This is a genomic window from Dyella sp. C11, from assembly GCF_003121485.1.
Lineage (GTDB): Bacteria > Pseudomonadota > Gammaproteobacteria > Xanthomonadales > Rhodanobacteraceae > Dyella.
Window position 1 is genome coordinate 16,184 of sequence record NZ_QAVX01000012.1, and the last position, 21,059, is coordinate 37,242.

The 21,059-nt window shown below is 64.0% G+C and carries 13 protein-coding genes; 7 read left to right on the forward strand and 6 right to left on the reverse strand.

Annotated features, from left to right (window positions below; all coding sequences use genetic code 11):
• Positions 1-231: 231 nt before the first annotated feature.
• The 5 genes from DK366_RS12415 to DK366_RS12435 all read right to left on the reverse strand — a co-directional run bounded on the left by DK366_RS12415 (position 232) and on the right by DK366_RS12435 (position 10,543).
• Positions 232-1,689, reverse strand: a complete 1,458-nt coding sequence (locus tag DK366_RS12415; RefSeq protein WP_109125986.1) for an efflux transporter outer membrane subunit — start codon at positions 1,687-1,689, stop codon at positions 232-234.
• Entirely contained in the window at positions 1,686-4,994 is a 3,309-nt protein-coding gene (locus DK366_RS12420) for an efflux RND transporter permease subunit (RefSeq protein WP_109125875.1), read from the reverse strand. The genes DK366_RS12415 and DK366_RS12420 overlap by 4 nt, the downstream gene beginning before the upstream one ends.
• Positions 4,991-8,101 (reverse strand): efflux RND transporter permease subunit, encoded by a 3,111-nt coding sequence (locus DK366_RS12425; protein ID WP_109125876.1) that lies wholly within the window; start codon positions 8,099-8,101, stop codon positions 4,991-4,993. The genes DK366_RS12420 and DK366_RS12425 overlap by 4 nt, the downstream gene beginning before the upstream one ends.
• Before the next feature lie 19 nt (positions 8,102-8,120).
• Entirely contained in the window at positions 8,121-9,281 is a 1,161-nt protein-coding gene (locus DK366_RS12430; protein WP_232821027.1) for an efflux RND transporter periplasmic adaptor subunit, read from the reverse strand.
• Positions 9,282-9,667: 386 nt separating this feature from the next.
• A complete protein-coding gene (locus DK366_RS12435; RefSeq protein WP_109125878.1) occupies positions 9,668-10,543 on the reverse strand; it encodes a DMT family transporter in 876 nt (291 codons plus the stop codon).
• Between the two features lie 292 nt (positions 10,544-10,835).
• On the opposite strand from DK366_RS12435, the gene DK366_RS12440 reads away from it, so the two are divergent.
• The 5 genes from DK366_RS12440 (at position 10,836) to DK366_RS12460 (ending at position 16,263) form a co-directional block, all read left to right on the forward strand.
• Positions 10,836-12,005: an acyl-CoA dehydrogenase family protein gene (locus DK366_RS12440; RefSeq protein WP_109125879.1), complete on the forward strand. Its 1,170-nt coding sequence runs from the start codon at positions 10,836-10,838 to the stop codon at positions 12,003-12,005.
• Positions 12,006-12,149: 144 nt separating this feature from the next.
• Complete coding sequence (locus DK366_RS12445) at positions 12,150-12,689, forward strand: GNAT family N-acetyltransferase (protein ID WP_109125880.1); 540 nt, start codon at positions 12,150-12,152, stop codon at positions 12,687-12,689.
• The gene (locus DK366_RS12450; protein ID WP_198651535.1) at positions 12,686-13,180 is read left to right on the forward strand and encodes a hypothetical protein; all 495 of its coding nucleotides are present in this window, start codon (positions 12,686-12,688) and stop codon (positions 13,178-13,180) included. The genes DK366_RS12445 and DK366_RS12450 overlap by 4 nt, the downstream gene beginning before the upstream one ends.
• 206 nt (positions 13,181-13,386) lie before the next feature.
• Positions 13,387-15,654: a thiamine pyrophosphate-dependent enzyme gene (locus tag DK366_RS12455; protein ID WP_109125882.1), complete on the forward strand. Its 2,268-nt coding sequence runs from the start codon at positions 13,387-13,389 to the stop codon at positions 15,652-15,654.
• 81 nt (positions 15,655-15,735) lie between these two features.
• Positions 15,736-16,263, forward strand: coding sequence for an Ivy family c-type lysozyme inhibitor (locus DK366_RS12460; RefSeq protein WP_109125883.1), 528 nt, complete (start codon positions 15,736-15,738; stop codon positions 16,261-16,263).
• 354 nt (positions 16,264-16,617) lie between these two features.
• Here DK366_RS12460 and DK366_RS12465 read toward each other — a convergent pair whose 3' ends face one another.
• A complete protein-coding gene (locus DK366_RS12465; protein ID WP_109125884.1) occupies positions 16,618-17,406 on the reverse strand; it encodes a phosphatase PAP2 family protein in 789 nt (262 codons plus the stop codon).
• A gap of 138 nt (positions 17,407-17,544) precedes the next feature.
• Here DK366_RS12465 and DK366_RS12470 point away from each other — a divergent pair, with 138 nt between their 5' ends.
• Positions 17,545-19,200: a serine hydrolase gene (locus tag DK366_RS12470; protein ID WP_198651536.1), complete on the forward strand. Its 1,656-nt coding sequence runs from the start codon at positions 17,545-17,547 to the stop codon at positions 19,198-19,200.
• 59 nt (positions 19,201-19,259) lie between these two features.
• Positions 19,260-20,879 carry an alpha/beta hydrolase-fold protein gene (locus DK366_RS12475; RefSeq protein WP_109125885.1) on the forward strand — a complete coding sequence of 540 codons (1,620 nt, stop codon included), beginning with the start codon at positions 19,260-19,262 and terminating at the stop codon, positions 20,877-20,879.
• Positions 20,880-21,059 lie beyond the last annotated feature (180 nt).

Sequence of the window (21,059 nt, forward strand, 5' to 3'; positions counted from 1 at the left end):
GTTCACGGGGTGGGCTTGCTATGGGTACGTTCTGACCGTGGCGCCAACACGCGCCCCCATAGCCGTCATTCCGGCGCAGGCCGGAATCCAGTGGCCACGGTCCATGCTTTTCGCGGCGCAATCCATGATTGGCAAAGACCGTCGCGATACGGGTGCGTGCTCGCTACTGGATTCCGGCCTGCGCCGGAATGACGAGCAAAAGAGGCGCACGTTGACGTGTGTGAGTGGACCTTACTTCGCAGTTACCGCCACCGGCGCATGCCCCAGCTCATCCGCCGACCAGCCACCCCCCAGGTCGCCATACAACGACACCGCATCAAGCAGCCGCTGCTGCTGCACGCTCAGCGCGTCCTGCTCCGCGCTCAGTTGCGTGGTCTGTGCCGTGGCCGCGGTGGTGTAGTCGACCGTGCCCGCCTGGTATTCGTTGAAGGCGATCTCCGCGCCACGCGTGGAATCCTTCACGGCGGCGTCGAGCACCTGCGCCTGCTGCGCCAGGATGGTGATGCCGGAAAGATCGTCTTCCACGTTCTGCAGCGCGGTCAGCACGGTGCCGCGGTAGTTGGCCACGGCGGCTTCGTAGTTGGCACGGGCGGCGGCGACATCGCCGTGACGAGCACCGAAGTCGAGCACGGTCTCCGTGGCGTCGGCACCCAGCGACCACACATGGTTTGCCGCGTGCAGCAAACCGGCCAGTGGCGATTGCGAAAAGCCATCCGCGCCGGAAAGCGTAAGCGACGGGTAATAGGCGGCGATGGCCACGCCGACGGAAGCATTCTCCGCGGCCATCTGGCGCTCGGCCACGGCAATGTCCGGGCGACGCTGCAGCAACGTGGAAGGAACGCCCGTGGGTACGCTGGGCAAGGTCGGCAGCTTGGCGTTGTGCGGAACGTCGAGTTCTTCTGGGTTCTTGCCCACCAGCACGGCAATGGCGTGCACGTACTGCGCGCGCGACACGCCCAGTGCGATCAACTTCGATTGCGCGCTTTCCAGCTGCGTTCGTGCGGTGATGACGTCCGAAGGCGCGATCGTGCCAGCCTTGCCTTGGTTGTCGACCACGCGCAGATATTCCTTGTACTCATCGACCGTCTTCTGCAGCAGGTCGATATTCGCATCGGTCACACGCAGGTCGATCACCGCGGTGGCGAGCGCGGTTTGCTCGGTGAGCGTGGCATTGGCCAGCGTGGCCTGGCTGGCCTGCGCGTTGGCCTTGTTTTCCTCGATGGTGCGACGAACCTTGCCCCACAGATCCGGCGCCCAGCTCACATTGCCTTCCAGCGAACCAGACGTGCTGATCGGCCGCAGATGCTCGACGCCGCTGCCGGCATTGCCCGCCGCCGCGCGCTGCTTGCTGCCCGCGCCGGTGATGCCGAGGGTGGGAAACAGCGAAGCGCGCGCCACTTCGACTTCGGCCATGGCGGCCTGATAGTTCGCATAGCTCTGCGCCACTGTCTGGTTGGATACCGCCACCTGCGGCTCCAGTTCGTTGAGCAGCGGATCGTTGAACGACGTCCACCAGTCGCCCTTGGGCGCGTCGTCCGCGGGCGTGGCGGTGGTCCAGCCCGGCAGTTCCTTGTACTGCGTGGGCACCTTTGCGTCGGGACGATGGTAGTCGGGGCCGACCATGCAGCCACCCAGCGTCATCGCGAGGGTGATGGCAAGAACGTTGCGGATTAAGGGACTCGTGTTCATGCGCTTGCGTCCGATCGGTTCCACGGCAGGCTTTCCGACCACCGCGCAAGCCGTGCGCGCAGGCGGTCGAGGTAGAGATAGATCACTGGCGTGGTGTAGAGGGTGAAAACCTGGCTAAGAATCAGGCCGCCCATCACCGTGATGCCCAGGGGCTGACGCAACGATGCGCCCTGGCCGATGCCGATGGCCAGCGGCACCGCGCCGAGCACGGCCGCGGCCGTGGTCATCATGATCGGGCGCAGTCGCACCACGGCGGCATCGTGGATGGCCTTGGTCGGCTCCACGCCTTCATCGCGCTGCAAATGGATGGCCACGTCGATCATCATGATGGCGTTCTTCTTCACGATGCCGATAAGCAGGATGATGCCGATCATCGCGATCACCGAGAACGGCGTGCCGAAGATGAGCAGTGCCAGCGTGGCGCCGATGCCGGCGGAGGGCAGGGTGGAAAGAATGGTGATGGGATGCACGGTGTTCTCGTACAGGATGCCCAGCACGATATAGACGGCTGCCAGCGCGGCAAGAATCAGCAGCGGCATGGTGCCCATGGATTGCGCATAGACCTGCGCCGCGCCCGCCGAGCTGCCGTGGATGGAGGCCGGCATGCCAATTTCCTGTACCGCTTCATTGATGGCGGCCAGTGCATCGCTGAGCGAACCGCCCGGCGGCAGGTTGAACGAGACGGTGCCCGCCACCAGGCCGCCCTGATGGTTCACCTGCGTGGCCGTGTGGTTGCTGATGTACGACGCCAGGGCAGGGAACGGCACCATGGTCTCGGCCGACGTACTGTCCGCGCTGCCGCTGGAGCTGCCGCCCTTGGCGTTGGAAATGGCGTTGGTGAGCTGGTTGGCTTCGGCGTCGGAGTTGCGCGAATTGGTGCTTGTGCCCGTGCTGCTGGTGGTGGAGGTGCCGACCGTGACGCCGGTGACGCCCGTCACCACCGACTTCGACATCTGCGTCTGCGCGGTGCCGGTGGCGTTGCCCGCCGCCGTGCTGAAACGAATGCGGTCGATGGTTTGCGGGTATTGCCAGTACTGCGGCGCCACTTCCATCACCACGTAGTACTGGTTGAGCTGGTTGTAGACGGTAGACACCGTGCGCTGGCCGAACGCGTCGTACAGCACGCTGTCGATCTGGTTCGGTGCGAAGCCGTAGCGCGCCGCCGTGGCGCGGTCGATGTTCACGTACAGCTGCAAGCCGTTCTGCTGCAGGTCGGAGTTCACGTCGACAAGTCGGTCGTGATACTTGCCCAATGCCGTCACCAGTTTCGGTACCCACTCGAACAGCGCATCCGAGTCGTCGCTGGTCAGCGTGTACTGGTATTCCGACGCCGATTGCCGTCCGCCGATGCGCAGATCCTGCGCGGCCTGCAGGAACAGCTTGGCGCCCGACACCGCGTTGAGCTTGGGCCGCAGGCGATCCACCACTTCTGTTGCCGCCACCTTGCGTTCGGCCAGCGGCTTGAGCTCGATGAAGACGTTGGCCGTGTTGAGCGCACGACCGCCGGTGAAGCCGGCGACGGCCGCGACGGCCGGGTCCTTCTGCACGATGGCTTGCAGCTGCGCGAGCTTCTTCTGCATCGCCTGGAAGGAAATGCTCTGGTCGGCAATGATCTGGCCCATCAGGATACCGTTGTCCTGCTCGGGAAAGAACGTGGACGGCACCAGGCGGATCAGCACCACGTTCAGCACGATCAGGCCGATCAGCGTGAGCAGTACGGCGAACGCGTGATCGAGCACCGCGGTCAGCGAGCGTGAATACGCGTTGCGGAAGCGATCGAACTGCCGCTCGTACCACACCGCCCACTTGGCCTTCGAATGCAGCGTCTTGCGGCTGATCACATAGGCCGCCATGGTCGGTGTCACGGTCAGCGAGATCACCAGCGACAGCAGGATGGCGATGGACAGCGTCACCGCGAACTCGTGGAACAGCAGGCCGACGATGCCGGGCATCAGCAGGATGGGCAGGAACACCGCGATCAGCGACAGGCTCATGGAGATCACGGTGAAGCTGACCTCGGCGCTGCCGACCATGGCCGCTTCGTGCACGTCCATGCCTTGTTCCACATGGCGCACGATGTTTTCCAGCACCACCACGGCATCATCCACCACGAAGCCGGTGCCGATGGTCAGCGCCATCAGCGATAGGTTGTCGATGCTGTAGCCCAGCAGGTACATCGGGCCGAACGTGCCCACGATGGACAACGGCAACGCCACGGCCGGCACCAGCACGGCGCGCGGCGATTGCAGGAACACGAACACCACGCCGATCACCAGCAACACGGCAATGAACAGCGTGCGTTCGGTATCGCCCACGGCCGCGTTCACCGATTGCGAGCGATCCACCGCCACGCCGATGTGCACGTTCTGCGGCAATGTGGCCTCGATGTTGGGCAGCGACTTGCGGATCTGCGCCACCGTCTTGACGATATTGCTGCCCGGCAGCGGATACACGATGACCAGCACCGCGTCCTGCCCGTTGTACAGGCCGGCGGTGCGTATGTTCTCGGCGGAGTCGACCACCTGCGCCACGTCGCGCAATTGCACGGGCGAGCCGTTGCGGTAGGCGATTACCAGATCGCGATACGGCGCGGCCTTGCTGATCTGGTCGTTGGATTCCACTTCATAGCGGATGCCGTTCTGGTCGATGTGCCCCTTCACGCTGTCCGCGTTGGCGGCGCTGATCGCCGCTCGCACGTCTTCCAGGCCGATGCCGTAGCTGTTGAGCTGGTCCGGCTGCAACTCCACGCGCACGGAGGGCAGGGCACTGCCTCCCAGGGTGATCTGGCCCACGCCGTCCACCTGCGACAACTGCTGCTGGATCACCGAGTCGGCGGAGTCATACAACTGCGCGCGCGTCAGTGTCTTGGACGTCAGCGCGAGCACCATGATCGGCGAATCTGCCGGATTGAACTCGCGGTACGTCGGGTTGTTGCGCAGCGTGGTGGGCAGGTCGGCGCGGGCTGCCTGGATGGCGGCTTGCACGTCGCGCGCGGCGCCGTTGATGTCGCGATTCAGGCCGAACTGGATCACGATCTGCGCCGCGCCCACGGTGCTGGTCGAGGTCAGCTCGGTGACGTCCGCAATGCTGCCCAGGCGCCGCTCCAGGGGCTCGGCCACGGTGGACGCCATGATGCTGGGACTGGCGCCCGCCATGCTCGCCTGCACCACCACCACCGGAAACGTGATGTTGGGCAGCGGTGCCACCGGCAAGCGAAAATACGCGAGCGCACCCGACAGGAAAATCGCGATGGCCAGCAGCGTGGTCGCTACCGGCCGTCGGATGAATAGCCCGGGGATGTTCACGCGCCGTCCCCGGTCGCCGCCTCAGGCTGTGGCTTGCGCCCGAAACGTTGCGCGAGGCGGTCGAAATACAGGTAGATCACCGGCGTGGTGAACAGCGTAAGCAGCTGGCTGAGCAGCAAGCCACCGATGATCGCCAGGCCCAGCGGGCGGCGCAGCTCCGAACCGGTGCCCGTGCCCAGCAGCATGGGCATGGCGCCCAGCATCGCCGCCAGCGTGGTCATCAGGATCGGGCGGAAGCGCAGCAGCGAGGCTTCGAAGATGGCTTCTTCCGCGGGCTTGTTGTGTTCGCGCTCGGCTTCCAGTGCGAAGTCCACGATCATGATCGCGTTCTTCTTCACGATGCCGATCAACAGCACGATGCCGATGATGCCGATCACGTCCAGGTCGCTGCCGGCGATCATCAAGGCCAGCAGCGCGCCGATACCGGCCGAGGGCAGGGTGGAGAGAATCGTCACCGGGTGGATGAAGCTTTCGTACAGCACGCCCAGCACGATATAGACGGCGATGAGGGCGGCGATGAGCAGGTACACCTCGCTGGACAGCGAATCCTGGAACGCCTGGGCCGCGCCCTGGAAGGTGGAGGTGATCGACGAAGGCAGATGCACGGATTGCTCCGCGTCGTTCACTTCCTTCACCGCCTTGCTGAGCGATGCATCCTGCGCCAGGTTGAACGACACGGTGACGGCCGGGAACTGGGCCAGGTGGCTGATCACCAGCGGGGACTTGGTGATGTGGATGTTGGCGATGCCCTTCAGCGGCACCTGGCCGCTGCTGGCGGTCTGGCTGGGCAGGTACAGGTCACCCAGCGATTCCACCGTGGGAATGCTCTCCGGCTTCGCCACCAGAATGACGCGGTACTGGCTGGCCTGCTCGAAGATGGTGGAAACGATGCGCTGGCCGAGCGAGTCGTACAACGCATTGTCGATGGTCGCCGCGGTAATGCCATAACGCGCAGCCAGCTGGCGATTCACTTCCACGTCGATGGCCAGGCCGTCGTTGTTGAGGTCGCTGGTAACGTCGGTGATGGACTTGATGTCCTTCAACTTCGAAATCAGCTGCGGCACATACTGCTGGAACGCCTGCTGGTTCGGCCCGCGCAACACGAACTGGTACTGGTTGGGCGAGATGGTGGTGTCCAGCGTCAGGTCCTGCTCGGGCTGCATGTACAGCTTGATGCCCGGCACGTTGGCCACTTCCTGCTGGATGCGGCGCGCGATCTCGGCGGCCGTGGAAGAACGATCGTCGCGCGGCTTCAGGTTGATCAGGAAGCGACCGTTGTTCAGCGTGGTGTTGGTGCCGTCGATGCCCACGTACGAGGTAAGGCTGGCCACGTCCTGGTCCTTCAGGATTTCATCGGCCAGCTGCTTCTGCCGATCGACCATGGCCACGTAGGACACCGAGTTGTCCGACACGCTGATGCCTTGCAGCACGCCCACGTCCTGCACCGGGAACAGGCCCTTGGGAATGACGATGTACAGCACGATCGTCAGCACCAGCGTGACGATGAAGGCGAGCAAGGTGGCGGTCTGGTGGGCCATCACGAAGTGCAGGCCACGCTTGTATGCGGCCAGCGTCTTGTCGAACAGGCCCTCGCTGATGCGTTCGAAGCGGCTGGGGTGACGATCCTTCTGTGCCTTCAGGATGCGCGCGCACAGCATCGGTACGAGGGTCAGCGATACCACGGCGGACAGCAGGATGGTCACTGCCAGCGTCACGGCGAACTCGTTGAACAGGCGACCAATCACGCCGCCCATGAACAGCAGCGGGATCAGCACGGCGATCAGCGACACGGTCAGCGACAGGATGGTGAAGCCGATCTGTCCCGCGCCTTCCAGCGCGGCTTCCAGTGGTGTCTTGCCTTCTTCAAGGTAGCGCACGATGTTCTCGATCATCACGATCGAGTCATCCACGACGAAACCGGTGGCGATGATCAACGCCATCAGCGACAGGTTGTCGATGGAGTAATTGAGTTCGTACATCAGCGCCAGCGTGCCGATCAGCGACACCGGCACCGAGATGCTGGGAATGATGGTGGCCGGGATATTGCGCAGGAAGACGAAGATCACCAGCACGACCAGCGCCACGGCAAGGATCAGCTCGAACGCCGCATCGTTCACCGACGACCGGATCACACCGGTGCTGTCCGTCACCACTTCCACCTTCATGCCGGCGGGCAGCGTGGATTCCAGCTGCGGCAGCGTCTTCATGATCTGGTTGACCGTGGCGATGACGTTGGCGCCGGGCTGGCGCTGCACGTTCAGCACGATGGCCTGGGTCTTGTTGAACCACGCACCTTGTTCGGTGTTCTGCGCGGCCTGCGAGACGTTGGCCACGTCGCGCAGATACACCGGCGCGCCGTTCTGGTACGAGATCACCGTATCCAGGTAATCCTGCGGATTCTGGATCTGGTCGTTGCCGTTGATGGTGTAGTCGAGATCCGGGCCGTCGAAGTTGCCCTTGGGCTGGCTTACGTTGACGTTCGCGAGCAGCGAGCGCAGGTCGTCGATGTTGAGGCCGTAGCCGGCGAGTTTCTTGGGATCGGCCTCGATGCGGATGGCGGGTACGTTGCCGCCCGCCGGCGTCACCAGGCCCACACCCTGCACCTGCGAAATCTTGGCGCCCAGGCGGTTGTTCGCCACGTCCTGCAACTGCGGCAGCGACATGGAGTTGGACGTTACCGCCAGGGTCAGGATCGGGCGGTCGGCCGGATTCACCTTGGCATACGTCGGCGGAGCGGGCAGGCCAGTGGGCAGCAGGCTGTTGGCGGCGTTGATCGCCTCCTGCACGTTCTGTTCGGCCACATCGAGATTGAGCGACAGGTCGAACTGCAGCGTGATGATGGACGCCCCCGCCGAACTGTTCGACGTCATCTGCTGCAGGCCGGGGATTTCACCCAGCTGCACTTCCAGCGGCGCCGTCACCGTGGTGGCCATCACGTTGGGGCTGGCGCCGGGATAGAACGTCTGCACCTGGATCGTCGGGTAATCGACGTTCGGCAACGAGGAGACCGGCAGGAACTTCATCGCGACGAGGCCCACCAGCACGAGGGCGATCATCAGCAGCGAAGTGGCTACCGGCCTGATGATAAACAGGCGGGAAATATTCATCGGTTCGCGCGCCTGCGACTCACGAGCTTGCGTTGGCGTGTGCGTGCTTGCCCGAATGCGCCGTGGCAGGCGCGCCCGTGCTGCTGGCGCCGGCCGGATGACCCTGCGACACGCGGATCTTCGCGCCGTCGCTCAGGCGATCCATGCCGTCGGTCACCACCTGTTCGCCGGCATTGAGGCCCGACAGGATGGCGGTGAACTTGCCGTTGCTCGGGCCCGGCGTCACCTTGTGCACCGACACCGTCTGGTCCTGGTTCACCAGGTACACGTAGTTGCCCGGTGCGCCGGTCTGCACGGCAGCGGTGGGCACCAGCACCACCTTCTGCAACGTATCCACCAGCATCTGGATGTTGACGAACTCGTTGGGGAACAGCGCTTCGTCGTCATTGGCGAAGGTGGCACGCAACGTCACCGTGCCGGTGCTCGTGGCCATCTGGTTGCTCAGCGCGTACAGCGTGCCCGCGGCGATCTGCTTGCTGTTGTCGCTGGAGTACGCCGTGACCGGCAGCTTGGCGCCGCCATTCACACGTTGCAGCACTTTGGCCAGCGAGTTCTGCGGCACGGTGAACTGCACCGTGGTCGGCTTCATCTGCGTAATGGTGACGATGCCCGGCGACGTTGACTGCGTGACGTAGTTGCCCGGATCGACCAGCCGCAGGCCCACGCGACCGGCAACCGGGGCGGTGATGTGGCAATAGATGAGGTCAAGCTCGTCCTGCGCGATGGCCGCCTTGTCCGCCTTCACGGCCGCTTCCGACTGCGCCACGGTGAAGCGCTGGTCGGTATAAGTCTGCTCGGCGATGGACTTCTGTTCGTGCAGCTGCGTGTAGCGCGCCAGGTCAGCACGCGCCTGATCCAGCGTCGCCTGGTCCTTGGCGAGCTGCGCCTCGGCCTGCTGCTTGTTGATCTCGTACTGGCGCGGATCGATCTGGGCGAGGAACTGGCCCTTCTCGACGTCCTGGCCTTCCTGATAGCCCACGGAGGTGAGGTAGCCACTCAGCTGCGGCAGCACGTTCACCGTGGCGACGGGCGTGACCGTGCCCAGCGCGGTAAGGATCTCCGGCATCTCACCGGTGGTGGCCGCCGCAGCGCTCACCACCTGGGGCGGTTGGCCCGTCTTGGCCTTCTGGCCCGTGAGGATGTGGATCACCATCAATACAACCAGGAGGACGATGATCACGGCCGCGATCAGTACGCCACGCTTCCTACGAGGATGCCCCGATGTTTGGGCAGTGTCGGCACTCATGCACCATCTCCCAGCAACTCAAATGTGCGAATCACAAAACAAGCAAGGTTGGATCGTCAGCGCGGCAACACATTCGAAACACGGTGTTGCCGGGGGTACGCTGTCGACTGACTTCTAACGATCCGTTGGCCATGCGGTTGACCCGGGCACGAGCAAGCGCGGACGCATGCCTCCTCGCGGCAATGCATGGGCGCGGAGTGGCAAAAACGCCGGAAAAAGGTGATGACACAAGGATTGTCACGGCCAAGTGATGCCTCACGGCATGGCGTGCATTGGCCCGTTACTTCATTAAGAAATGTTCATCTGGCGCAGGTCGACAGTCAGACCATGCGGGCGCGCTTCCACCATCCGGTGACCTTCTCTTCGCGCACCAGCGTGAAGAGGCCCGATCCCAGGATCAGCACGATGCCGATCACCATCGGCCAGTCCAGGTGGTCGCCGAACAGCCAGTAGCCGAAGAAGATGGCCCACAACATCTGGCTGTACTGCGTGGGCGCGATGCGATTGGCCGGAGCGTGATGCGTGGCCAGCATCAGCAGCACGCCGGCCAGTCCCGCCAGAAGGCCGTAACCGGCCAGCAGCATCCATTGGTGAAGATCCGGCCAGATGAAATTCGGCAGCATGAGCAAGCCACCGCTGACAAGCGGGCCGATGACGCCCGCGCCATACAGGCTGATGCGCTTCTCGTGCGGACCGGCCATGCGCAACGCCACCACGGAGACCGCGCCGGAAAGGCCGCAGGCCATCGCCGCGAAATGACCGATGCCCAGCGCGCGAAAGCCGGGACGCAGCACCACCAGTACGCCGATGAAACCCACGATCACCGCCGACCAGCGTCGCCAGCCGACGTGTTCCTTGAGGAAAATCACCGACAGCAAGGTGACGAAGATCGGAAGCAGAAAGATCAGCGCGAATGCCTCGGCCATCGGCAACGCCGTGAAGGCGATGACCGCCGAAATATTGCAGATGGCGCCGGTGATGGCGCGAATCCACCACAGATGCGGCTTGCGTGCGCGGAACACGTCCAGGTAGCGGTCGTCCGGCTTGCGGATGAAAGGCAGCGCGCTGAGCATCAGCACGGCGCCGAAGAACACCGCCTCGTACGCCGGCAACGTGCCATGCAACGACTTCACGAAAGCGTCGCTGATCGCGTAAGCGGCGTAGCAGGCGAAGCCGAGCAGAACACCTTTGAACATGCGGTTTCCGAGAAAAGGCGCGCCCAGACGCTGTGGGGGCGGCCGAAGGGAAGGGGGACGCGTCTATAGTCCCACAGTCGGGGAAGGTCAGAACCCAGGGGGATGGGCGCTTCGATGATCCTTCGCGATCAGGGCTGAGACGGCAGGTGTCACCGGAAAACGGCGCTGGTGTCCCGGAAATAAGCTGAAAATTCCTTGACTGGCACGGGTTTGCGGATGCTGCCCAGCGGCGTGACCGGAGCTGGGGGCATGGCTAGAATGTCTGGCTCCCTGGTCCGTTTCCGGAATTTCTATGGCATCCCGTTTGAACCCGCTGGATCTCTACGACGTTCGTTCCCTGCTGACCGACGAAGAACGCATGGTGCAGGACGCCGTTGGCCGTTTCGTCGACGAACGCGTGCTGCCGATCATCGGGGACTGTTTCGACCAGGGCCGCTTTCCCAAGGAGCTGATTCCCGAGATCGCGGGCCTTGGCCTGCTGGGCGCCACGCTTCCCGAAAAGTACGGCTGCGCCGGCATGAACGGCGTGAGCTACGGCCTGATCTGCCAGGAACTGGAGCGCGGCGATTCAGGCCTGCGCAGCTTTGCTTCCGTGCAGAGCTCGCTGTGCATGTACCCCATCTACGCCTACGGCACGGAAGAGCAGAAGATGCACTACCTGCCGAAGATGGCGGCGGGTGAAATCATCGGCTGCTTCGGCCTCACCGAACCGCACGGCGGCTCGGACCCGGCGAACATGAAGACCCACGCCAAGAAGGATGGCGGCGATTGGGTCATCAATGGCGCCAAGATGTGGATCACCAACGGCAACGTCGCGCACATCGCCATCGTGTGGGCGCAGACCGAGGACGGCATCCAGGGCTTCATCGTGCCGACCGACACCAAGGGCTTCACCGCGCAGGAAGTGCACAAGAAGATGAGCCTGCGCGCGTCGGTAACGTCGGGCCTGTTCTTCGACAACGTGCGCGTGCCCGAAGCCAACCGCCTGCCGAACGTGAAGGGCCTGAAGGGTCCGCTGGGCTGCCTCACGCAGGCACGCTACGGCATCACGTGGGGCCCGATCGGCGCCGCGCAGGCCTGCCTGCAGGAAGTGCTGAACTACACGCAGGAACGCATCCTGTTCGGTCGCCCGCTGGCATCAAACCAGGCCGTACAGATCAAGATGGCCGAGATGGCACGCCGCATCACCATGGCGCAGCTGCTCTCGCTGCAGCTGGGTCGCCTGAAGGACGCCGGCACCATGCAGCCCACGCAGGTGTCGCTGGCGAAGTGGAACAACTGCCGCATGGCCATCGACATTGCGCGCGAGTGTCGCGACATCCTCGGCGGCGCCGGCATCACCACGGAACATGTCGCCATTCGCCATGCGCTGAACCTGGAATCGGTCATCACCTATGAAGGCACCGAGACGGTGCATCAGCTGGTGGTGGGGCGCGAGCTGACGGGTATCAACGCGTTCTAAGTTTTCAACGTGCTCCTGGTTTCCCTGTCCGTCATTCCGGCGAAGGCCGGAATCCAGCGCCTAATCGCTGAACCGAAGCCCCTGGATCCCGGCCTGCGCCGGGATGACGCTGAGGATGAACTAGCACTGAGGTGAAGTGCCTTTATGAGCTGGCAAAACATCCGCATCGAAACCGAACGCCTCATCCTGCGTCCCACGCAGCCGGAGGATTTCGACGGCTGGGCCGCGCTGATGGCTGACGAGGAAAACTCGCGCCACATCGGCGGCCCGGTGCCGCGAGCGGTGGCGTGGCGCGGATTCCTCACGATGGCCGGCGCGTGGGCCATGCAGGGCTTCGCCATGTTCTCGGTGATCGAGAAGCGCACCGGACAGTGGATCGGCCGCATGGGGCCCTGGTATCCCGAAGGCTGGCCCGGTCATGAAATCGGTTGGGGGTTGGCCCGCAGCGCGTGGGGAAAGGGTTACGCGCTGGAAGGCGCCATCGCTTGCATGGATTTCGCGTTCGACGAACTGGGCTGGGACGATGTGATTCACAGCATCGAACCCGCCAATACGCCATCGCAGGCCGTGGCCAGAAAGCTGGGTTCGCAACTGCGTGGCCCCGGCCGCCTGCCAGCACCGTTCGAGAGCGTACCTGTCGAGATCTGGGGACAGACCCGCGACGAATGGAAGCGCCGCGCATGAGCCATGTCACCCCCGCCCTGTATGCCACGTTGGCGGAAATCGTTCCCGAGCTGCATGTGCATTGCATGGAGCCCTGGTGCGTGATCGGCAGCGCGGCGGCCTTGCTCGCAGGTGCGGATGTCGGCGTGGCCGATGTGGATGTGCTGATGTCCCGCGACGATGCTGAGCGCCTGATGGCGTTGTGGGCCGACCGGCGCGAACACGTTTGTGAGCCCGCTGGTGCCGAGCGTTTTCGTTCGCATTTCGCACGGTTTCGTTTTCCCGGTCTGCCCGTCGAGGTGATGGGTGGGCTGGAGCTCAACCAGGGTGACGGATGGAAGCCGGTGAAAGCAGGGCGCTTGACGCTCGCGGGCTTGAACGGGCTGGCCGTGCCGGTGCCTTCGGTGGAAGACCAGATTCGCATTCTTGAAAGTTTTGGGCGTGAGAAAGACTTGCAGCGCGCGAAGACGCTGCGCGCTTTCACTTCCTCTCCCCTTCGGGGAGAGGACTGAGGTGAGGGGCGGGTGCTTGCGATGATGTTGCTACGAAGCGCACTCCGATCAACGCGTGCCGCAAGATTGGCCCCTCACCCCAACCCTCTCCCCAAGGGGGAGAGGGAGCAAAGGCGCGGTTTCATCGCCTTTCCCTCGCTGACATTGCCCCATCTTTTTTCGCTTAGCGCCTCCACGGCCAAACGTTGACGAGACACGCAGCCACCATGACCGCCATTCCGTATTCCCTCACGGCACGCCACAAAGGCTTCAACCGCGCCGAGATCGTCGATCAGAACTTCACCGAGTTCGTGCAGTTGTGGCAGGGCGAGGTGCATGCGCCACACGGCGCGCACTCGCCCGTGCTGCCGGGCAGCACGCTCGATGCCCAGGGCTTTCGCGAGCTGCTGGAATCGCAGCTGATCAGCCGTCATCTTGATCTGATGGCGCGCGTGCTGCGCGTGCAGAACAAGGTGTTCTACACCATCGGCTCCAGTGGTCATGAAGGCAACGCCATGGTGGCGCGCCTGACGCGCCATACCGATCCCGCCTTCCTGCACTACCGTTCCGGCGGCTTCATGGCGGAGCGTTTCCGCAAGCTGCCGGGCATGGACCCGGTGATGGATTCGGCGCTGTCCTTCGCTGCCAGCATGGAAGATCCCGCGTCGGGCGGACGCCACAAGGTGTGGGGCAGCAAGCCGTTGTGGGTGTTGCCGCAGACGTCCACCATCGCGTCGCATCTGCCCAAGGCCCTGGGTACGGCAGTGGCCATCGAGCAGGCGCGCCGCATTGGCCACAAGCTGCCCATTCCCGAGGACAGCATCGCCATCTGCTCGTTCGGCGACGCTTCGTCCAATCACGCTACGGCGCAGACGGCCTTCAATGCCGCCGCGTGGACGGCGTACCAGAAGCTCCCCGCACCCGTGCTCTACGTGTGCGAAGACAATGGCATCGGCATTTCGGTGAAGACCCCGAACGGCTGGGTGGCGAACAACTTCCGTCATCGCGCGGATCTCGATTACTTCTACGCCGACGGCCTGGACCTCGCCAACGGCTACGCGCAGGTGCAGGAAGCGGTGGAGCATTGCCGTCACACGCGCCGCCCGACGTTCCTGCATCTGCGCACCACGCGCGTGATGGGGCACGCCGGTACCGACTTCGAAATCGAATGGCGCAGTGTGGAAGAACTGTTCGCCGTGGAAGCCAGCGATCCGCTGCTGCGTTCGGCGGAAATCGCGTTGTCCTCGGGCCTGTACACGAAGGAGTCGCTGCTGGCGCTGTACGAAGCCACGCGCAAGCGTTGTTTTGAAGCCGCCGAAGATGCCGACCGCCGTCCGCGCCTCACCACGCTCGACGAAGTGATGAAGCCGCTGGCGCCTTACACGCCGGACGTGGTGAAGGCCGAAGCAGAGCGTACGGATTATCAGGACCGGCGTATCGCCGCTTTTGGCAGCGAAGAGAAGCTGCCGGAAAATCAGCCGCCGCGTCATTTGGCCATCCAGATCGGCCAGGCGCTGCACGACATCATGGCGAAGTATCCGGAGTCCCTGCTGTTCGGCGAGGACGTGGCGCAGAAGGGCGGCGTCTACACGGTCACCAAGGGCCTGCAGAAAGCCTTCAAGGGCAGCCGCGTGTTCAACACGCTGCTGGACGAGACGATCATCCTCGGTCTCGCGCAGGGCTACGCCAACATGGGCATGCTGCCGTTGCCGGAAATCCAGTACCTGGCGTATTTCCACAACGCGTGCGACCAGATTCGCGGTGAAGCGGCATCGCTGCAGTTCTTCTCGAACAACCAGTACCGCAACCCGATGGTGATGCGCGTGGCGAGCCTGGGCTACCAGAAGGGCTTCGGCGGTCACTTCCACAACGACAACTCCATTGCGGCGCTGCGTGACATTCCCGGTCTTGTGGTGGGTTGCCCGAGCCGTGGCGACGATGCGGCGACCATGCTGCGCACGATGACGGCGCTGGCCAAGGTGGACGGCCGCGTCTGCGCGTACCTGGAGCCCATCGCGCTCTACATGACCAAGGACCTCTACGAAGCGGCCGATGGCCAGTGGCAATTTGCCTATCCCGCACCCGGCGAAGCCATGACGTTGGGCGAGGGGCGCATCTACAACGAGGATGCGACCGACCTGGTGGTGTTCACGTTCGGCAACGGCGTGACCATGTCGCTGCGCGCCGCCCGCACCATCAAGGCGGAACTGGGCTGGAAGGTCCGCGTGGTGGACCTGCGCTGGCTGGCGCCTCTCAACGATGCCTTCATCGCGGCGCAGGCAAAGTCCGCCAAACGCATCATCGTGCTGGACGAAGGCCGCAAGAGCGCGGGTGTGGGCGAGGGCATCATCACCGCCATTGTCGAGGGCGGTTCCGGCGCGACACCGCTGGAGCGCGTGGTGGGTGCCGATACCTACACACCGCTTGCCGGTGCCGCGCTGCTGGTGCTGCCGGGTGATGCCGACGTGGTCGCCGCGGCGCGCAAGCTGGCCTGAGCGAATCGCGGCGCCGGCTGACCGGCGCCGCATCGGCCTCCAGCGCGGTGGCGCACGCGCATCGCAACGCGAGGAGGCTTCATGGCATACCGATTCGTTGTCGTGCTGGGCATTGCGGCAGCTTGCGTGGCCTGTTCGCAGCAGCAGGAGGGCAGCGCACCGCTGGCAAACGCGCCGCGCGCTGCGGCCACAACCTCGGTTCCTGCGCTGGTCACGACCACCAGCACGCCAAGCAACCTGACCTATCTCTACGACCTGATGCAGCGCCCCGATTTCTCCACGGCGTTCGCCGCGTTGTCAGGCGTCGATCAATTGCCGCCGTGGGCCAGCCAGGGCGGTGTGGCCACGCCGGCGCAGCAGGTGACGGTGAATGGCCGCGTGGAAATGCTCGCCACGGCATGCAAGCCACATGATTGTCCGGCCGAGCGCATCCTCATCCTTTACGACGAAAACACCCATGCCATGTCCGGGCTGTTCGCGCGTCGCAAGCCCAACGCGGCGAACAATGCCGACAGCAACGATCCCGCCAATGACGACCTGATCTGGCTGGGCGCACCGGATGAGATTTCACGGCAGCTGCTGCGACAAAAGCTGTATTCGCCGGATTGATTTGAAACGAAGGCCACCACTGTGGGAGCGGACCCTGTGCGCGACGCTTTTGATGGCAAAGGGTTGGGCAAAGGGCCTCGCGCACAGGGTGCGCTCCCACAGGGTTCGGATGCAGATTCAACGTTGCGCGTGCCTCAATCGCCACGTTTCCGCACCGGCAATGCAGGCCACCAGCCATGCCATGCTGCTGATTTCGCCGCAGCTACCAAGGCAGAAACGGCATTCGCCGGATTGATTTGAAGCGAAGGCCACCACTGTGGGAGCGCACCCTGTGCGCGACGCTTTTGATCGTGATAGGTCGGCATACAAGAGCGTCGCGCACAGGGTGCTCTCCCACAGGGTTCGGATGCGGATTCAACGTTGCGCGTGTCTCAACCGCCACGCTTCCGCGCCGGCGATGCAGACCACCAGCCACGCCATGCCGCTGATGTAGCCGGCCATGACATCGCTGAGGTAATGCACCTGCAGCACGATGCGGCTGAGCCCGATGATGCCGATCATCAGCACGGCGCCGGCAACGATCCAGCGATGCCACTGCGGCGGCAACAGGCGCAGCAGCACATACGCCAGCATGCCGTAGAACACGGTGGCGCCGAACGCATGTCCGCTGGGGAAACTCCAGCCGTGCTCCACGATGAAGCCGTGGCTGTGCAGCGGACGCGGGCGCTGGAATATTGCCTTGAGCCCGCTGTTGATCGGCACCACGCCGACCATGGCGATGGTCCAGCATGCAGCCAGTCGCAGATGACGTCGCCACAACAACACGGCGAGGATCACCGTCGTCGCAGCCGCGACGGAGCCGAGATCGCCCAGGTGCGATACCGCCGCCACCAGTCGCAATACGCCGGGTGACATGTCGGTGCTCAGGTCTTGTGCGAGGGCCTCGTCGAAAGCGGGCAGCCAGCGCGTGGCTTCCTCCTTCAGCGCAATGGCAATGGCGGCGAAGAGCAGGCAGGTGGATACCAGCAGCAACGCGGCCGTGAGCCCGCGGATCGCCATGGGCTGGCCGCCCGCAGCCAGGGTGCGTTCGCCGTGCCGCCGATTCCACTGCCAGGCCAGGTCGCCCATGAGCAAGGCGGCCAGCAGCAGGCCGGCCCAGACGGGCAGGGCGTGGGCGGCAATCCATTCGACGAGATCGTTCATGCAGGTTCCTTGATACAACGGTGCATGATCCGGGCTGTGGCGCAGGCCGTCGAGGGGCCGGCAGGCGTGACTTTCAGTGCTGGATCAGGAACGCCTTTGCCACGATAGTGATGCGCTTTGACGTTGCGGAGTGGCCGAATGTTCCTGCGAACCCTTTCTCCCCGAGTCGTGGGCTGCTGCGCACTGCTGGCGCTGAGTGCACCGGTATGGGCGCAAACCGCGCCATCACCGGAAGCGCCCGCCGCCGCTTCCACGGGTGCGCAGCCGGCATTGCCCGCGCAATTGCAGGACTTCACCGCCTACGTCGACAGCGTGCGCAAGCAGTTCGACGTGCCGGGCATCGCCGTTGCCATCGTCAAGGACGGCCACGTCGTGCTGGAGCAGGGCTACGGCCTGCGCGAGCTGGGCAAGCCCGAACCGGTGGATGCGCGTACGCGTTTTGCCATCGCGTCCAACACCAAGGCGTTCACCGCCGCTGCGCTGCAGATGCTGGCCGAGGAAGGCAAGCTCAACATGGACGATCGCGTGATCGACCATTTGCCGTGGTTCCGCATGTCCGATCCGTACGTGACGAACGAAATGCGTATTCGCGACTTGCTTGCGCATCGCAGCGGGCTTGGTCTGGGCGCGGGTGACCTGCTGTACTGGCCGCCGACGTCGTACACCACCAAGGAAGTGGTGCAGCGACTTCGCGATGTGCCGCTGGCCACCAGCTTCCGTAGTGCGTATGCCTACGACAACATCCTGTTCGCCGTAGCCACGCTGGTGATCGAGCAGGTATCGGGACAGAGCTATACCGACTTCATCACCAACCGCATCTTCAAGCCGGTGGGCATGGATGAATCGCTGGTGGACATGACGCAGCTCAAGCCCGGCATGGACACCGCGATGGGCCACGCCAAGTTCAACTTCACCGAACTGAAGCCGGTGCCGCCGATGGCCTGGTCGAACAACTCGGGTGCGGGCGGCATCTACGCCAGCGTGCATGACATGGCGAAGTGGATGAACGTGCAGCTGGCCGGCGGCAAGCTTCCCGATGGCAAAGCGCTGTTCTCCGTCGACAGCCAGAAGCAGATGTGGTCCATGCTCACGCCGATGAAGATCAACGAGCCGCCAGTGCCGGAACTCCATGCCGTGCGGCCGAATTTCGCCGGCTATGGCGAAGGCTGGTTTCTTTCCGACTATCAGGGCCAGCGCCTTGTCTGGCACACCGGCGGCTGGCCCGGCATGGTGTCGCGCGTGACGCTGGTGCCCGAACTCAAGCTGGGCGTGGTGGTGCTGACCAACCAGGAATCCGGCGCGGCCTTCAACGCGGTGACCTATCGCGTGCTCGATGCCTTCATGGGCAAGGACAAGACCGACTGGGTGGCCGCATACGCCGCGGCGGTGAAGAAATCCGAGGGCGGTGCGGACGACAGCTGGAAGAACCACGAGAACGCGCGCGACAAGGGCGGCAAGCCGTCGTTGCCGTTGTCCGGTTATGCGGGCACGTTCCGCGATCCGTGGTACGGCGACATCGTGGTGAGCCAGCAGAACGGCAAGCTGCGCATGACCTTCTCCAAGACGGCGCAGCTGGTGGGCACCATGACGCCATGGCAGCACGACACCTTCATCGTGCGCTGGGACGACCGTGCGCTGAACGCCGATGCCTTCGTGAGCTATTCACTGGATGCCGATGGCAAGGTGCGTGACGTGCGCATGGAACCGGTGTCACCGCTGACCGATTTCAGTTTCGACTTCCAGGACCTGCGTTTGTCGCCGGTCAAGAGCACCAAGCAGGCCACGGCGCACTGAGCGTCCCATCCAACAGCCGGCTTCCGCAGCGCGGAAGCCGCATGCCGGGGAGAGTAGTCATGCAAATGGTTCGAGTTGCGCCGCTGGTTACCTTGGCGCTGGCCCTGTGCGCGGGTTGCACGCAGCCGCCGGCGTCGTCGTCCACCGCGAATGGTTTCCGCGTGGAAGCTGGCAGTGATGCAACGCCCGCGTCGGGGCGGTTGCTGATCTTCATCGAAGACGCCAAGAGCGCGGAGGGCGTCTCGAAGGACGGCAAGGTCACCGAGGTTGACGCCGACATCATGGCGCCGAACAAGGTGACGGTGGTGGGCAAGGAAGCCAGTCATCTGGTGCCGGGCCAGGGCGTGGATGTCTATGCCGATGCCATCACCTATCCGCAGCCGTTCTCGCAGTTGCCGCCGGGCGATTACTACGTGCAGGCGGTGCTCGATCCCGACCACAGCTACAACTACACCGGGCGCGGCGAGGGTGACGTGGTCAGCGATGTGGTGAAGGTGCACCTGCCTTCCAGCGCAGAGACTTCATTGAAGCTCACCAGCGTGCTGCCCAAGACCGATCGCTGGGCGCTGCCGCCGTCCGCCACGCAGGAGACGCGCGATGCCCTGACCGAGGCGCGCAAGCACGTGGAAGACATCGACTTTGCCAGTCCGTCGCTGGCTGCGTTCTGGGGACGCCCGGTGACTATGCGCGGCTTCGTGCTGTTGCCGCCGGGTTACGACGCGAAGGGCAGCACAACGTATCCGGTGGTGTACTTCACGCATGGTTTTGGTGGTGGCCTGGACCACTTCGCCAATGGCATTGCCCACACGTGGCAGTCCATGTCCAAGGGCGAGATGCCGCCGATGATCTGGGTGTACCTGGACGAATCCTCGCCCACGGGCACGCATGAGTTTGCCGACTCAGTGAACAACGGGCCCTGGGGCAAGGCGCTTACCGAAGAACTGATTCCGCAACTGGAATCCACCTATCGCATGGATGCCAAGCCGTCGGGCCGCTTCCTCAACGGTCACTCGTCCGGCGGCTGGGCCACGCTGTGGCTGCAGACGCGATACCCCAAGGTGTTTGGCGGTACGTGGTCCACGTCGCCCGATCCCAGTGATTTCCATGACTTCACCGGCGTCGATCTCTACGCGCCGCACGCCAACATGTATCGCAAGGCGGATGGTTCGGCGTATCCGCTGGTGCGCGACAAGGGCCAGGTGATTGCCACGGTGCAGCAGTACTCGCAGCTGGAACGCGTGTTCGGCAGTTACGGCGGCCAGATGTCGTCGTTCGACTGGGTGTTCTCGCCGCGTGGCGCCGATGGCCGTCCGCAGCCCATGTACAACCGCGACACCGGCGACGTGAATGCCGAGGTGGTTGACTACTGGCGCGATCACTACGACATCGCCCATCGCCTGCAGGCCGAGTGGCCGCAGCTCGCGCCGGATCTGGACGGGAAGATCCACCTCATCGTGGGCACGGCGGACACGTTCTACCTGGACGGCGCCGCGCATCGCCTGAAGGACGTGCTGGACGGCCTGCACGCGCATTCGGACATCCGCTTCCTGCCCAACAAGACGCACTTCGATCTGTACGTGGTGGGCAACGATCGCACCGCGCTGCTCAAGCAGATCAGCTGGGAAATGTATGCGGTGGCGCGGCCGCAATCGACGCTGAAAAAGGCCGCGGCGCCCTAAGTATTACGCCATAGGCCATTCGACAGAGCGCCACGCCACGCCGTGGCGCTTTGTGAGACGTGGATCACACTGTCTCGATCCAGGCTTGCGCAGGTCTGTCTGGCTGGGTCGATTCCACGCCCAGTCTCACGTAACTCACGCAAATCGCAGCATTTCTGTCCTCGGTAGTGGTCTAAAGGC